The sequence below is a fragment of the Streptomyces sp. cmx-18-6 genome, from assembly GCF_046548915.1.
In the GTDB taxonomy this organism is placed as follows: domain Bacteria; phylum Actinomycetota; class Actinomycetes; order Streptomycetales; family Streptomycetaceae; genus Streptomyces.
Genome location: NZ_JAEBEP010000001.1, coordinates 521,774 through 536,530, shown reverse-complemented (window position 1 = coordinate 536,530; position 14,757 = coordinate 521,774). Strand labels below are relative to the sequence as shown.

The window sequence follows — 14,757 nt, the reverse complement described above, 5'->3', positions numbered from 1 at the left end:
AGGACACCATGTCGATCGATGTCAACAACGAGTCCGGAACCGAGGTCGACGAGCAGGCGATCCTCGACATCGCCCGCTACGCGCTGGCCCGGATGCGGATCCACCCGCTGTCCGAGCTCTCGGTGATCGTGGTGGACACCGACGCCATGGAGCAGCTGCACATCCAGTGGATGGACCTCCCCGGTCCGACCGATGTCATGTCCTTCCCGATGGACGAGCTCCGGCCGCCGTCCAAGGACGCCGAGGAGCCCCCGCAGGGGCTTCTCGGCGACATCGTGCTCTGCCCGGAGGTCGCGAAGAAGCAGGGCGAAGAAGCCCCGACGCAGCACTCCATGGACGAGGAGCTCCAGCTCCTGACCGTCCACGGAGTGCTGCACCTGCTGGGGTACGACCACGAGGAGCCGGACGAGAAGGCCGAGATGTTCGGGCTCCAGGCCGCCATCGTGGACGGCTGGCGCGGTGAGCAGGGGCTCACCGGCGCGTCCCCCGCCCCCACCGTCTCGTGATCGCGACCCTGATCACCGGGGCCGTCCTGCTGGTCGTCGTCGGCTGGCTGGCCGCCTGCGCCGAGGCGGGCCTCGCCCGGACGTCGAGCTTCCGGGCGGACGAGGCGGTCCGGGCCGGGCGGCGCGGCAGCGCGAAGCTGGCCCAGGTCGCCGCCGACCCGGTGCGCTATCTCAACGTGGCGCTGCTGGTGCGGGTCGCCTGCGAGATGTCGGCCGGGGTGCTCGTCACCTATGTGTGCCTCCAGAAGTTCCCGGAGACCTGGGAGGCGCTGGCCTGCGCGATGGGCGTGATGGTCCTCGTCAGCTATGTCGCCATCGGGGTCTCCCCGCGCACCATCGGCCGCCAGCACCCGCTGAACACGGCGACGGCCTCGGCGTACGTGCTGCTGCCGCTGGCCCGGATCATGGGCCCGATTCCGCAACTGCTGATCCTCATCGGCAACGCGCTCACCCCCGGCAAGGGGTTCCGCAAGGGCCCGTTCGCCAGTGAGGCCGAGCTGCGCGCCATGGTCGACCTGGCGGAGGCGGAGTCGCTGATCGAGGACGACGAGCGCCGCATGGTGCACTCGGTCTTCGAGCTGGGCGACACCTTGGTGCGCGAGGTGATGGTGCCGCGCACCGACCTGGTCTCCATCGAGCGCTACAAGACGATCCGGCAGGCCCTCACCCTCGCCCTGCGCTCCGGTTTCTCCCGGATCCCGGTCACCGGGGAGAACGAGGACGACATCGTGGGGATCGTCTACCTCAAGGACCTGGTCCGCAAGACGCACATCAACCGCGAGTCCGAGGCCGACCCGGTCGCCACCGCGATGCGCCCCGCCGCCTTCGTCCCCGACACCAAGAACGCCGGGGACCTGCTGCGCGAGATGCAGCGGGACCGCAGCCATGTCGCCGTCGTCATCGACGAGTACGGCGGCACGGCGGGCATCGTCACGATCGAGGACATCCTCGAGGAGATCGTCGGCGAGATCACCGACGAGTACGACCGCGAGCTGCCGCCCGTCCAGCCGCTGGAAGACGGCTGCTACCGGGTGACCGCCCGCCTCGACATCGGGGACCTCGGCGACCTCTTCGGGTTCGACGCGTACGACGACGAGGACGTGGAGACCGTCGGCGGCCTGCTCGCCAAGGCGCTCGGTCGGGTCCCGATCGCCGGGGCCTCCTCCGTCGTCGAGCTGCCGGACGGCCGCAAGCTCCGGCTCACCGCCGAGTCCCCGGCCGGCCGCCGCAACAAGATCGTCACGGTGCTGGTGGAGCCCGAGGAGAAGGAAGCCGGGAAGGAGGCCGAGACGGTATGACGCCGGAGCGGCTGCGGGCCTTCTGCCTGGAGTTCAACGCGAGCGTGGAGGAGTTCCCGTTCGGGCCCGAGACCTCGGTCTTCAAGGTGCTCGGCAAGATGTTCGCCCTCAGCACGCTGGACGCGAGGCCGCTGACGGTCAACCTGAAGTGCGACCCGGACGAGGCGATCCGGCTCCGCGAGGAGCACCCGGCCATCGTGCCCGGCCGGCACATGAACAAGCGCCACTGGAACACGGTGACCGTCTCCGGCGTCCCTGACCGGCTGCTGCGCGAGCTGATCGAGGACTCCTACGACCTGGTGGTCGCCGGCCTCCCGAAGGCGGAACGGCTCCGGCTGGACCGGCCGTAGGGTCGGTCGTCGAACTGCCTCGTCAGCCGCGCCGCAGCCCCGCCGCCACCGCCGCGCCCGCCGCCAGCAGGACGGCCGCCGTGATCGCCACCACCGTCCGTACGCCGTCGAACAGCCCGTCCTGCGTCGTCGCCAGCACCCCCAGCAGCGGGATGCCGACCGTGAGGCCCACCTGCTGGGTCGTGGTGACCAGGCCGGTCGCCAGGCCCTGCTGCTCGTTCGGGACGCCGGACGTCACGGTCAGGCCGTACGCGATGATCGCGCCCAGGTGGCACATGCTCGCCAGGGACACCGCGACCGTCGCCAGCCAGACCCCCGACTCCGTGCCGAGCCCCAGCAGCGCGCCGATGAACAGCCCCTGGCCGAGCAGCGACACCACCAGGGTCCGGCGCGCCCCGACGCGGCCGATCAGCCTCGGGGCGTACATCCCCGCCACCACCGACAGCACCCCCTGCACGCCGAAGACGAGCCCGGTGGCGAACGGGGAGAGGCCCAGGACCTCCTGGAGGTAGAGCGTCAGGACGAAGACGACGGTGCTCATCATCGAGAAGGTGACCAGGCCGCCCAGATTGCCGAACGCCACCGTCCGCCGCCGCAGCATCGGCAGCGAGACCAGCGGGGCCGCCGCCCGGGACTCCACGACCACGAACGCGGCCAGCAGACCGACGCCGAGGACCAGGGTGATCAGCACGTCCGCGCCGCCGAAGCCGTGCTCCGCCGCCGTCGTCAGGGAGTAGATCAGCGCCAGCAGTCCGCCGGTCACGGCGACCGCGCCCGGCACGTCGAGCCGGGGCCGGCCCGGCGTACGCGACTCCTCCAGCACCTTCGGGGCCAGCACCAGCACCACCACCGAGGCCACGGTCAGCAGGCCCATCGTGGAACGCCAGCCGAGCGTGTCCGTCAGCACGCCGCCCGCGACCATGCCCACCGTGAAGCCGAGCGAGAGCAGGGTCCCGCTGATCCCGAGCGCCCGGTCCCGCAGCGGCCCCTCCGGGAACGTGGTGGTCAGCAGCGACATCCCGGTCGGCACGATCACCGCGGCCCCGAGCCCCTGGAGGGCCCGCCCGGCCAGGAAGGAGGCCGGGTCCCAGGCCAGGGTCGCCAGCAGCGAGGACGCCCCGAAGAGGGTCAGCCCGGCGAGGAACAGCCGCCGTCGCCCGTACAGATCGGCGATCCTCCCGAACAGCAGCAGGAACCCGCCGGACGGCAGCGCGAACGCGGTCACCGCCCACTGGAGCCCCGAGGTGGACAGCCCCAGGTCCTTGCCCAGGACGGGCAGCGCCACATTCAGTACGGAGAAGTCGAGGGCCACCATGAACTGGGCGGCGCACAGCACGAAGAGGACGAGCCGCGCCCGTGCGGAGAGCCGGGGTGCGGGCGCCGCGGGAGGGGTCGGGGAGGGCGGGGGAGTTGAGGTGACAGGGGTTCCAGGGGTTTCGATCGCCATGGCCCCCACCCTGCGGCGGCCGGAATATCCGTGGGGAGCGGGAACTTATCCTGTTGCCCGCACCACCAGGCAGGGCGCACACGGACACCAGGGGGAGTACGTGGCCACACCGGCCCGGCAGGCGACGGACGGGGCGAAGGCCCACCGGCTCGCCGAACTGCGCGAGTTCCTGATGAGCCGCCGGGCCCGGATCACCCCGGCCGACGCGGGCCTCCCGGACGGCGGCGCCCGCCGGCGTACGCCCGGACTGCGCCGCGAGGAGGTCGCCGTCCTCGCGGGCGTCGGGGTCTCCTGGTACCAGTGGCTGGAGCAGGGCCGCGACATCACCGTCTCGCCGCAGGTGCTGGACTCCGTCGCCCGGGTGCTGCGGCTCAGCAGCGCCGAGCGCCGCCACCTGTACGTCCTGGCCGGGCTGAACGCGCCCCCGCCCGAAGTCGACCCGGCGCACGCCGACATGTGCGACGGGCTGGTCCGGCTGATCGAGGCGTGGATGCCGTACCCGGCGCACATCATGGACCGGTACTGGAACACGATCCTCTACAACGACGCGGCCGCCACGGTCCTCGGCATGCGTCCCGGGGCCGTGCAGAACTGCCTTGTCGCCTTCTTCACCGACCCGGTCTACCGCTCGCGCACCGCGCCGAGCTGGGCGGCGCTCGCCCCGCAGGTGGTGGCCCAGTACCGGGCGGCCTGCTCGGAGTGCCCGGAGGACGACGGCTTCCGGGCCGTGGTGGAGGAGGTGAAGGCCCTCAGCGAGGTCTTCGCCGCACTGTGGGATCGGCGCGACATCGCCCCCGCCGGGCAGAACCGCAAGGAGGTGGAGCACCCGCTCGTCGGCCCCCTGGTCCTGGAGGCCACCCAGCTGCGGGTGCCCGCCCGGCCGGATCTGGCGATCGTGCTGCACACCCCGCTGCCGGACACCGGGAGCGAGGCCAAGCTCCAGTGGCTCGCTTCATCGGAGGGCCGGCGCGGCTCGCTGTACCCGGTGCCGGGGTGACCTGCGGGGGTCCGGGGCCGCTTCGTATGCTCGTGCCATGACCGACAGCACCGGCACCGCCGACCTCGACGCCGAGGACCGCAAGATCGTCACCCTGGCGCGCAGCGCCCGCGCCCGCAACGGTGTGGCCGAGGGGGCCGCCGTACGGGACGAGACGGGACGTACGTATGTGGCGGGGACGGTGACGCTGGAGTCGCTGCAGCTGAGCGCCCTCCGGACCGCCGTCGCCATGGCGGTCGCCAGCGGCGCGACCTCGCTGGAGGCCGCCGCCGTCGTCTCCGCCGCCGAGGCCCCCGCCGCCGAGGACCGCGCCGCCGTACGGGACCTGGGCGGACCTGAAACGCCGGTGCTGCTCGCGGGTCCGGACGGCACCCTGCGGTCGCGGGTCACGGCGGGCTGACGGACCGGTTCCGGAAGCGGTTCCGTACGCCCTACCGGCCCGTCCGGGCGGACCGCTGTACGGGAGTGCCGCCGCGATCGGGGAGAATGGTCGGCATGAGCGCTCGACCGAACCAAGAAGCCGCTGCCCAGCAGACGGAGAACGACGCCCCCCACCGGGCCGGCTTCGCCTGCTTCGTGGGCCGCCCCAACGCGGGCAAGTCCACCCTGACGAACGCTCTGGTCGGCCAGAAGGTGGCGATCACCTCCAACCGCCCCCAGACCACCCGGCACACCGTGCGCGGCATCGTGCACCGCGACGACGCGCAGCTGATCCTGGTCGACACCCCCGGCCTCCACAAGCCGCGCACGCTCCTGGGCGAGCGGCTGAACGACGTGGTCCGCACCACCTGGGCCGAGGTCGACGTCATCGGCTTCTGCCTGCCCGCCGACCAGAAGCTGGGTCCGGGCGACAAGTACATCGTCAAGGAGCTCGCGGGGATCAAGAAGACCCCCAAGATCGCCATCATCACCAAGACCGACCTGGTCGAGTCGAAGGCACTGGCCGAACAGCTCCTCGCCGTCTCCGCGCTCGCGGACGAGCTGGGCTTCGAGTGGGCCGAGATCATCCCCGTGTCCGCGGTCAAGGAGGAACAGGAGGCGGGACGCAGTCCCTCGAACAAGGGTGGTGGCGGGCGAGGGGCAGGCCAAGTGGGCCTGCTCGCGGACCTGATCGCCCCGCTGCTCCCCGTGAGCCCGCCGCTCTACCCGGAGGGCGACCTCACCGACGAGCCGGAGATGGTCATGGTCGCGGAGCTGATCCGGGAGGCCGCGCTGGAGGGCGTGCGCGACGAGCTGCCGCACTCCATCGCCGTCGTGGTGGAGGAGATGCTGCCGCGCACGGACCGCCCGGCGGACAAGCCGCTGCTGGACATCCACGCCAACGTCTACATCGAGCGCCCCAGCCAGAAGGGCATCATCATCGGCCCGAAGGGCAAGCGGCTGAAGGAAGTCGGCACCAAGTCGCGCAAGCACATCGAGGCGCTGCTCGGCACGCCCGTCTTCCTGGATCTGCATGTGAAGGTCGCCAAGGACTGGCAGCGCGACCCGAAGCAACTGCGCAAGCTGGGCTTCTAGAAGCCCCTCGACATCGGGGCCGGTCTCACGCGCCCTCCTTGAGGACGCGTGAGACCAGCGTGCGCTGGGCCCCGGTCAGATCGGGGTCAGCGCAGTACACGGTGCGGTCCCCGACCGTGATCCGGTACTGGAAGCCGTCCGGCACCCCGGACGGCGGCGCGTCCCGGGTGCCGGAGGGGGCGGAGGCGAGGACCTCCTCGGCGAGCGACTCCCACCCCGCCGCGTCCTGGCGGCCCTCGGTGTCGATCTCGTGGCGGCGGGAGATACCGGCGAAGCCGCCGGTCCGGCTGACCTGAATACGCATGGGGTCCTGTCTATCCGGGGCCGGGCACACGCTCAAGACCGCCTCGCGGGCCCGCTCGCGCAGGACCGCGTCACTCCGCGATCGCGCAGGACTGCGCCGCACCGCGATCGCGCAGGACCGCGCCGCTCCGCGATCGCGCGAAACCGCCTCGCGGACCCGCTCGTTCGGCCCGTCCTACTCCGCTGTCGGCACGCCCACCTCGGACCATGCCTTCAGGACCGCCTCCTTCTCGCCGCGCTCCCCGAAGCGGCTCCCCGCCGCGGAGACCGTCAGCCGGGCGAACTCCGCGAAGTCCGCGGTGGCCGTCAGCTCGCCGCCGGTCAGCACGTCGAACCAGATCTGCCCCGCCCGCTCCCAGGCGTTGCCGCCCAGGGCGGTGGCCAGCAGGTAGAAGGCGCGGTTGGGGATGCCGGAGTTGATGTGGACCCCGCCGTTGTCCTCGTCCGTCTCGACGTACTCCTCCATCGACGCGGGCTGCGGGTCCTTGCCGAGCACATCGTCGTCGTACGCCGTGCCGGGGGCCTTCATCGAGCGCAGGGCGTCCCCGCTGACCCGGGGGGCCAGCAGGCCGGCCCCGATCAGCCAGTCGGCCTGCTCGGCGCTCTGGCCCAGCGAGTACTGCTTGACCAGCGAGCCGAAGACGTCGGATACCGACTCGTTGAGCGCGCCCGACTGGCCCTCGTAGCGCAGGTTGGCGGTGTACTGGGTCAGGCCGTGGGCTAGTTCGTGGGCGATGACGTCGATGGCGTAGGTGAAGTCGAGGAAGATCTCCCCGTCGCCGTCCCCGAAGACCATCTGCTCGCCGTCGAAGAACGCGTTGTTGTACTCGTGGCCGTAGTGCACGGAGCCGATGAGCGGCAGGCCCTTGCCGTCGATCGAACTGCGCCCGTAGGCGGAGAGCAGCAGTTCGAAGGTGGCGCCGAGTCCGGCGTACGCGCGGTTGACGCTGGCGTCCGAGGTCGGCTTCTCGCCCTCGGCGCGGACCTGGCGGCCGGGCAGGGAGGTGCGGTTCTCGCAGTCGTACAGGGTGCGGCGGGGCTTGGTGGGGACCGCGCCCGCCGTGGGGGTGACGGGCGCGGCGGCGAGGGCCGTCAGCCGGCGGCCCTCGCGGCGGAGCGCGTCGGCCTCCAGGGTGCGGCGGGCCGGATCGGCCAGCCGGGCGTCGCCGGAGTGCGACAGCTTGTCGAGGACGTGGGGCGGCACGATGGTGCAGAAGACGGGGTTGAGCCCGCCGTCATTGGTTCGAGGCTGCATGCACACAACTGTGGCACTCCGTCACCGTCATGTCACTGGTTGCGATGACGATTGACGAAATGGAGTGATGAGTCACCGTTTACCCGTCACCGATGCCCGATCCCGCATACTGATACGGACCGACACCCCGGGCCACCCTCGGTTAGGCTCGTCGCATCATGCGTTTCGGGCTGCTTCTCCTTAGCTGCCGCGGCGAGGGTCTGTAGTCGTAGGCCGACCCCCTCCCCGCGGAGTCTGGTGTTGCCACGACACCGTCGGCCGACCCACGTCGGACCCCCGAGGAGCCCTACGCCATGACGACCCCCGTGAATCCCGCCCCTGACGCTGTCGGCCGCCCCACGCCGATCACCAACGCGACGCAGCTCCAGAAGCCGTCCGGGATGCCGGTCCACAAGTACCGCGGCTACGAGGCCGTCAGCATCCCCGACCGCACCTGGCCCGAGAACCGGATCACCGTCGCGCCCCGCTGGCTGTCCACCGATCTGCGCGACGGCAACCAGGCGCTCATCGACCCGATGTCCCCGGCCCGCAAGCGCGAGATGTTCGACCTGCTCGTACGCATGGGCTACAAGGAGATCGAGGTCGGCTTCCCGTCCTCCGGCGAGACCGACTTCGCCTTCGTCCGCTCCATCATCGAAGAGGGCGCGATCCCCGAGGACGTGACGATCTCCGTCCTGACGCAGGCCCGCGAGGAGCTGATCGAGCGGACCGTCGAGTCGCTGGTCGGCGCGCACCGGGCCACCGTCCACCTGTACAACGCCACCGCCCCCACCTTCCGCCGCGTCGTCTTCCGGGGCTCGCGCGACGAGGTCAAGCAGATCGCGGTGGACGGCACGCGGCTGGTCATGGAGTACGCGGAGAAGATCCTGGGCCCCGAGACGATCTTCGGCTACCAGTACAGCCCGGAGATCTTCACCGACACCGAGCTGGACTTCGCCCTGGAGGTCTGCGAGGCGGTCTGCGACGTCTGGCAGCCCGAGGAGGGCCGCGAGATCATCCTCAACCTGCCCGCCACCGTGGAGCGTTCGACGCCCTCCACCCACGCGGACCGCTTCGAGTGGATGTCGCGCAACCTGTCCCGCCGCGAGTTCGTCTGCCTGTCGGTCCACCCGCACAACGACCGGGGTACGGCGGTGGCGGCGGCCGAGCTGGCCATCATGGCCGGGGCCGACCGCATCGAGGGCTGCCTCTTCGGCCAGGGCGAGCGCACCGGCAACGTCGACCTGGTCACCCTGGGCATGAACCTGTTCTCGCAGGGCGTGGACCCGCAGATCGACTTCTCGCAGATCGACGAGATCCGCCGCACCAGCGAGTACTGCAACCAGATGGAGATCCACCCGCGCCACCCGTACGCGGGCGACCTCGTCTACACCGCCTTCTCCGGCTCCCACCAGGACGCCATCAAGAAGGGCTTCGACGCCCTGGAGCGCGACGCGGCGGCGCAGGGGAAGACGGTCGACGACATCGAGTGGGCCGTGCCGTACCTGCCGATCGACCCGAAGGACGTCGGCCGCTCCTACGAGGCCGTCATCCGCGTCAACTCGCAGTCCGGCAAGGGCGGGATCGCGTACGTCCTGAAGAACGACCACAAGCTGGACCTGCCGCGCCGGATGCAGATCGAGTTCTCCCGGATCATTCAGGCCAAGACCGACGCCGAGGGCGGCGAGGTCACCCCGACGCAGATCTGGTCCACCTTCCAGGACGAGTACCTGCCGAACGCCGAGAACGCCTGGGGACGCGTCCAGCTGCGTTCCGGCCAGACCACCACCGACACGGACGGCACCGACACCCTGACCGTCGAGGCGACCGTGGACGGCACGAACACCGTGCTGACCGGGACGGGCAACGGCCCGATCTCCGCGTTCTTCGAAGCGCTCCAGGCCACCGGCATCGACGCCCGCCTGCTGGACTACACCGAGCACACGATGAGCGAGGGCGCCAGCGCCCAGGCCGCCTCGTACATCGAGTGCGCGATCGACGGCAAGGTCCTGTGGGGCATCGGCATCGACGCCAACACCACCCGCGCCTCGCTCAAGGCGGTCGTCTCCGCCGTCAACCGCGCGGCCCGCTGACCCGCGCCGCGGCACCTTCGTACGGGCGTCCGCTTCGCCCCCGTACGGGAGTGGACCAGGGACCCCGGCCGCCCGCTCCGGGCGGTCGGGGTTCGGCCACATCCCGGGGTTGTGACGTCCTGGATGCTGACGCCGCATCGCACATGTGGCTAACATCACGTCCAACACACGGCAGTGTTGCCGGAGCGTTACGGAGGTGTGCGACGTGAGGTCAGCCAAAGGACAACGCGCCCTGAGGCCGGTTCTCTACGGCATCCGCACGGTCTGGGACGCCGTGGGGGACGGGGCCTTCTTCTGCCCCGGCTGCGGGGGCGACCGCAACTACCGCCGCCTCACCGGACGCCGCCGCCTCACCGTCCTCGGCGTCCCGCTGGCCCGCCGGGGCGAGACCGGCCCCGTCGTGGAGTGCGCCGCCTGCCGCGCCCGCTTCGCCCCTGACGCCCTGGACCACCCCACCACCACCCGGTTCTCCTCGATGCTCCGGGAGGCCGTCCACACCGTCACCCTGGCCGTTCTCGCGGCCGGCGGGACCACCTCCCGTACGGTCCTGGACACCGCGGTCGCCACCGTGCGCGACGCCGGGCTCGACGACTGCACCCAGGAGCAGCTGTACACCGTGGTGGAGGTGCTGGCCGCCGACACCGGCTACGGCAGCGGCTCGGACCCGGCGGCCGAGGCGTGCGGCCCGACCCTCGCCATCGAGCTGCACGAGGTGCTGGCCCCGCTCGCCCCGCACCTGGCCGCCGGCGGCCGCGAGTCGGTCCTCCTCCAGGGGGCCAGGATCGCGCTCGCGGACGGGCCCTACTGCCAGGCCGAGCGCGAGGTGCTGACGACGATCGGCAACGCGCTCAAGCTCCCCGCCGAAGACACCGTCCGGCTGCTCGCGGCCGCCGCCCGCACGCCTTCTTAGGGCTCCTGGGGTACCGCCGTCCGGGTGTGGGCGACAATGGGCCCATGAGCTTGTTCCGGGACGACGGCGTCGTGCTGCGTACGCAGAAACTGGGCGAGGCCGACCGGATCATCACGATCCTCACCCGCGGCCACGGCCGGGTCCGCGCCGTCGCCCGGGGGGTGCGCCGCACCAAGTCCAAGTTCGGGGCCCGCCTGGAACCCTTCTCCCACGTGGACGTGCAGTTCTTCGCGCGGGGCAGCGAGCTGATCGGCCGCGGCCTGCCGCTCTGCACCCAGAGTGAGACGATCGCCCCGTACGGCGGCGGGATCGTCGCCGACTACGCCCGCTACACGGCCGGCACCGCGATGCTGGAGACCGCCGAGCGGTTCACCGACCACGAGGGCGAACCGGCCGTCCAGCAGTATCTGCTGCTCGTCGGCGGCCTGCGCACCCTCGCCCGGGGCGAGCACGCCCCCCACCTCATCCTGGACGCGTTCCTGCTGCGCTCGCTCGCGGTGAACGGGTACGCGCCGAGCTTCGAGGACTGCGCCAAGTGCGGGATGCCGGGCCCGAACCGGTTCTTCTCCGTCGCGGCGGGGGGCGTCATATGCGGTGACTGCCGGGTCCCCGGCAGCGTCGTACCCTCGGCGCAGGCCCTCGAACTGCTGAGCGCGCTGCTCAGCGGCGACTGGGCGACGGCGGACGCGTGCGAGGCGCGTCATGTCAGGGAGGGGAGCGGGCTGGTGTCCGCCTATCTGCACTGGCATCTGGAGCGCGGCCTGCGCTCGCTGCGGTACGTGGAGAAGTGACGCGGCGCTTCGGTGGGTGACGCGGTACGTAGAGAAGTGACACAGGGAGACTGAGAAGCTCATGGCAGTACGCGGGATCCTCGGCGGCCGTAACCGGCGCACCTACAAGACCCCCGAGCCCCACCCCTCGGGCGCGACGCCGCCGAGGATCCCCGGCGAGCTGGTGCCCCAGCACGTCGCCGTCGTGATGGACGGCAACGGCCGCTGGGCCAAGGAGCGGGGTCTGCCCCGCACCGAGGGCCACAAGGTCGGTGAGGGCGTCGTCATGGACGTTCTCAAGGGGTGTATCGAGATGGGCGTCAAGAACCTCTCGCTCTACGCCTTCTCCACGGAGAACTGGAAGCGCTCGCCGGACGAGGTGAAGTTCCTGATGAACTTCAACCGCGACGTGATCCGCCGCCGCCGCGACGAGATGGACGAGCTCGGCATCCGCATCCGCTGGGTGGGCCGCATGCCCAAGCTGTGGAAGTCCGTCGTCCAGGAGCTCCAGGTCGCCCAGGAGCAGACGAAGGACAACGACGCGATGACGCTGTACTTCTGCGTCAACTACGGCGGCCGGGCCGAGATCGCGGACGCCGCGCAGCGCATCGCCCAGGACGTGGCGGCCGGGAAGCTCGACCCGTCCAAGGTCAACGAGAAGACGTTCCAGAAGTACATCTACTACCCGGACATGCCGGACGTGGACCTCTTCGTGCGCCCGAGCGGCGAGCAGCGCACCTCGAACTACCTGATCTGGCAGAGCGCGTACGCCGAGATGGTCTTCCAGGACGTCCTGTGGCCGGACTTCGACCGCCGGGACCTGTGGCGGGCCTGCCTGGAGTACGCCCAGCGCGACCGCCGCTTCGGCGGGGCGGAGGCGGCGGAAGCGGCGGCGAAGGCCGCCAGGAAGTGACGTAGGACGTCAATCAAAGCCCGCCAGGAAGTGACGTAGGACGTCAATCAAAGCCCGCCAAGAAGTGACGTAGGACGTCAATCAAAGGAGGGCGGTCCCGGTACGCGCACCGGGACCGCCCTCCTTTGACGTTCGCGCGCCTACCCCTTGCTCGCGGCGCACTCCGCACACGTGCCGAAGATCTCGACGGTGTGCGCGACGTTCACATAGCCGTGCTGGGCGGCGATCATCTCGGCCCACTGTTCGACCGCGGGCCCCTCGACCTCCACCGCCTTGCCGCAGAGCCGGCAGACCAGGTGGTGGTGATGGTCACCGGTCGAGCACCGCCGGTAGACGGCCTCGCCCTCGGTGGTGCGCAGGACGTCGACCTCACCCGCGTCGGCGAGGGACTGAAGGGTCCGGTAGACCGTGGTCAGGCCCACGGAGTCGCCGCGGTGCTTGAGGACGTCGTGCAGCTCCTGGGCGCTGCGGAACTCGTCGACCTCGTCGAGGGCCGCCGCCACCGCCGCCCGCTGCCGGGTGGACCGGCCGCGTACCGGCGCTGCGTTCGTGCCACTGATCGGCGCCGTGGCCACAGGTGCCTCCTCGTGTCGCCCGTACATGTGTCGGGCCATTGTGCCAGCCCGCCCGGGCGCCGCACTCAAACGCGCACGTCACCCGAGGACCGGCGGGCAGCCGGTACCTCCAGGGTGCACTCCGCGCCCTTGACCTCGCTCGCCCGGGCCCGCCGTTTCGCGAGCGGGGCGGCGAGCGCGGTCAGCGCGACGAACACCGCGATGGCCAGCAGCACGATCGTCGCGCCCGGCGGAACGTCCTGGTAGTACGAGGTCACGGTGCCGGCCAGGGTCACCGCCGTGCCGATCACCACGGACAGCACGAACGTCACCTTGAAGGACTTGGTGATCTGCTGGGCGGCCGCCACCGGCACCACCATCAGCGCGCTGACCAGCAGCAGCCCGACGACCCGCATCGCGACGGTCACCGTGACGGCGGCCGTCACCGCGATCAGCAGGTTCAGCACCCGCACCGGCAGCCCGGTGACCCGGGCGAACTCCTCGTCCTGGCTGACCGCGAACAGCTGCCGCCGCAGCCCGACCGTGACCAGCACCACGAAGGCCGCCAGCACGCAGATCGCGATGACGTCGGACTCGGAGACGGTGGAGAGCGAGCCGAAGAGGTACGAGGTCAGGTTGGCGTTGGAGCCCGTGTCGGACAGGTTGATCAGCATCACCCCGCCCGCCATGCCCCCGTAGAACAGCATCGCCAGGGCGAGGTCGCCGCGCGTGTGCCCGTACCAGCGGATCAGCTCCATGACGACCGCACCGGCCACCGCGACGGCCGTGGCCATCCAGACGGGGCTGGTGGAGAGCAGGAAGCCGAGGCCGACGCCGGTCATCGCGATGTGGCCGATGCCGTCGCCCATCAGGGCCTGCCGGCGCTGCACCAGGTAGATGCCGATGGCGGGCGCGGTGATGCCGACCAGCACGGCCGCGATGAGCGCCCGCTGCATGAAGGGAGGGGTGAGGAATTCGAGGAGCATCAGGTCAGCAGTCCCGTCCGTACGGGCTCGGCGGCCGCGTGGGGGTGTACGTGGCCGGGCAGGGCGTGCTGGCCCAGAGCCTCCGGCGGCGGGCCGTCGTGCGTGACGCAGCCGTCGCGCAGGACCACGGCCCGGTCGATCAGCGGCTCCAGCGGGCCCAGCTCGTGCAGCACGAGGAGCACGGAGGTGGTCAGGGCCACCTGCTCGCGCAGGGTCGCCGCCAGGATCTCCTGGCTCGCCAGGTCCACCCCGGCCATCGGCTCGTCCATGATCAGGAGCTCCGGCTCGGCGGCCAGGGCGCGGGCGATCAGGACCCGCTGGTGCTGCCCGCCCGACAGGGCGCTCACGGAGTCCTTGGCGCGGTCGGCGAGGCCCACGAGCTCGATGGCCCGGTCCACGGCCGCCCGGTCCGCCTTCCCGGGCCACCGCAGCCGCGTCCGGGCCAGCCTGCCCGACGCGACGACCTCGCGGATGGTGGCGGGCACCCCGCCGGCGGCCGTGGTGCGCTGGGGCACGTAACCGATCCGGCCCCACTGGCGGAAACGCCGCAGCTCGGTGCCGAACAGCTCGACGGAGCCGCCGGTCAGCGGGACCTGGCCGATGGCTGACCGTACGGCGGTGGACTTGCCGGAGCCGTTGGCGCCGAGCAGGGCGACGACCTCGCCCCGGTGCACGGTGAGGTCCACCCCGCGCAGCACGGGGCGCGCGCCGAGAGTGGCCGTGGCGCCGCGCAGGCTGACGACGGGCTCACGGGTGGCGCTCACGGGCTCGCGGGGCTCGTGGGGGGCGCTCACGGGCTCGTGGGGCTCGCGGGTGGCGCTCACGCGCTCACGGGTGGTGCTCTCACGCTCCGGCATGAGCGCCTCCGATCCAGGGGTGGT

16 protein-coding genes are annotated in these 14,757 nt (G+C 71.4%); 10 read left to right on the top strand and 6 right to left on the bottom strand.

Going from position 1 to position 14,757, the window contains the following annotated elements; translation table 11 throughout:
* The first annotated feature begins 8 nt into the window (after nt 1-8).
* From ybeY to ACLJPL_RS02495, 3 genes are read left to right on the top strand one after another with little or no spacing between them, the layout of a single operon-like run.
* Nucleotides 9-506, top strand: coding sequence for an rRNA maturation RNase YbeY (ybeY, locus tag ACLJPL_RS02505; protein WP_411078972.1), 498 nt, complete (start codon nt 9-11; stop codon nt 504-506).
* Entirely contained in the window at nt 503-1,804 is a 1,302-nt protein-coding gene (locus tag ACLJPL_RS02500; protein WP_411078971.1) for a hemolysin family protein, read from the top strand. The genes ybeY and ACLJPL_RS02500 overlap by 4 nt, the downstream gene beginning before the upstream one ends.
* Complete coding sequence (locus ACLJPL_RS02495) at nt 1,801-2,154, top strand: MmcQ/YjbR family DNA-binding protein (protein ID WP_411078970.1); 354 nt, start codon at nt 1,801-1,803, stop codon at nt 2,152-2,154. The genes ACLJPL_RS02500 and ACLJPL_RS02495 overlap by 4 nt, the downstream gene beginning before the upstream one ends.
* Nucleotides 2,155-2,176: 22 nt before the next feature.
* On the opposite strand, the gene ACLJPL_RS02490 is transcribed toward ACLJPL_RS02495, so the two are convergent.
* Complete coding sequence (locus ACLJPL_RS02490) at nt 2,177-3,601, bottom strand: MFS transporter (RefSeq protein WP_411078969.1); 1,425 nt, start codon at nt 3,599-3,601, stop codon at nt 2,177-2,179.
* Nucleotides 3,602-3,701: 100 nt separating this feature from the next.
* Between ACLJPL_RS02490 and ACLJPL_RS02485 the strand changes: the two genes are divergently transcribed.
* The 3 genes from ACLJPL_RS02485 (at nt 3,702) to ACLJPL_RS02475 (ending at nt 6,113) form a co-directional block, all read left to right on the top strand.
* A complete protein-coding gene (locus ACLJPL_RS02485; RefSeq protein WP_411078968.1) occupies nt 3,702-4,598 on the top strand; it encodes a helix-turn-helix transcriptional regulator in 897 nt (298 codons plus the stop codon).
* 37 nt (nt 4,599-4,635) lie between these two features.
* Entirely contained in the window at nt 4,636-4,998 is a 363-nt protein-coding gene (locus tag ACLJPL_RS02480; RefSeq protein WP_411078967.1) for a cytidine deaminase, read from the top strand.
* An 86-nt stretch (nt 4,999-5,084) separates the two neighbouring features.
* Complete coding sequence (locus ACLJPL_RS02475; protein ID WP_411078966.1) at nt 5,085-6,113, top strand: GTPase Era; 1,029 nt, start codon at nt 5,085-5,087, stop codon at nt 6,111-6,113.
* 25 nt (nt 6,114-6,138) lie between these two features.
* On the opposite strand, the gene ACLJPL_RS02470 is transcribed toward ACLJPL_RS02475, so the two are convergent.
* A complete protein-coding gene (locus ACLJPL_RS02470) occupies nt 6,139-6,417 on the bottom strand; it encodes a protealysin inhibitor emfourin (protein WP_411078965.1) in 279 nt (92 codons plus the stop codon).
* Between the two features lie 174 nt (nt 6,418-6,591).
* The gene (locus tag ACLJPL_RS02465) at nt 6,592-7,671 is read right to left on the bottom strand and encodes a M4 family metallopeptidase (RefSeq protein ID WP_411078964.1); all 1,080 of its coding nucleotides are present in this window, start codon (nt 7,669-7,671) and stop codon (nt 6,592-6,594) included.
* Between the two features lie 293 nt (nt 7,672-7,964).
* Between ACLJPL_RS02465 and leuA the strand changes: the two genes are divergently transcribed.
* The 4 genes from leuA (at nt 7,965) to ACLJPL_RS02445 (ending at nt 12,336) form a co-directional block, all read left to right on the top strand.
* Nucleotides 7,965-9,743, top strand: coding sequence for a 2-isopropylmalate synthase (gene leuA, locus ACLJPL_RS02460; protein WP_411078963.1), 1,779 nt, complete (start codon nt 7,965-7,967; stop codon nt 9,741-9,743).
* Nucleotides 9,744-9,948: 205 nt separating this feature from the next.
* Nucleotides 9,949-10,653: a TerB family tellurite resistance protein gene (locus ACLJPL_RS02455; protein ID WP_411078962.1), complete on the top strand. Its 705-nt coding sequence runs from the start codon at nt 9,949-9,951 to the stop codon at nt 10,651-10,653.
* A gap of 44 nt (nt 10,654-10,697) precedes the next feature.
* The gene (gene recO, locus ACLJPL_RS02450) at nt 10,698-11,444 is read left to right on the top strand and encodes a DNA repair protein RecO (protein WP_026241394.1); all 747 of its coding nucleotides are present in this window, start codon (nt 10,698-10,700) and stop codon (nt 11,442-11,444) included.
* Between the two features lie 61 nt (nt 11,445-11,505).
* Nucleotides 11,506-12,336, top strand: a complete 831-nt coding sequence (locus tag ACLJPL_RS02445; RefSeq protein ID WP_411078961.1) for an isoprenyl transferase — start codon at nt 11,506-11,508, stop codon at nt 12,334-12,336.
* Between the two features lie 140 nt (nt 12,337-12,476).
* Here ACLJPL_RS02445 and ACLJPL_RS02440 read toward each other — a convergent pair whose 3' ends face one another.
* The 3 genes from ACLJPL_RS02440 to ACLJPL_RS02430 all read right to left on the bottom strand — a co-directional run bounded on the left by ACLJPL_RS02440 (nt 12,477) and on the right by ACLJPL_RS02430 (nt 14,733).
* Nucleotides 12,477-12,911, bottom strand: coding sequence for a Fur family transcriptional regulator (locus tag ACLJPL_RS02440; protein WP_411078960.1), 435 nt, complete (start codon nt 12,909-12,911; stop codon nt 12,477-12,479).
* 65 nt (nt 12,912-12,976) lie between these two features.
* A complete protein-coding gene (locus ACLJPL_RS02435) occupies nt 12,977-13,876 on the bottom strand; it encodes a metal ABC transporter permease (RefSeq protein WP_411078959.1) in 900 nt (299 codons plus the stop codon).
* Nucleotides 13,876-14,733 carry a metal ABC transporter ATP-binding protein gene (locus ACLJPL_RS02430; protein ID WP_411078958.1) on the bottom strand — a complete coding sequence of 286 codons (858 nt, stop codon included), beginning with the start codon at nt 14,731-14,733 and terminating at the stop codon, nt 13,876-13,878. The genes ACLJPL_RS02435 and ACLJPL_RS02430 overlap by 1 nt, the downstream gene beginning before the upstream one ends.
* Nucleotides 14,734-14,757 lie beyond the last annotated feature (24 nt).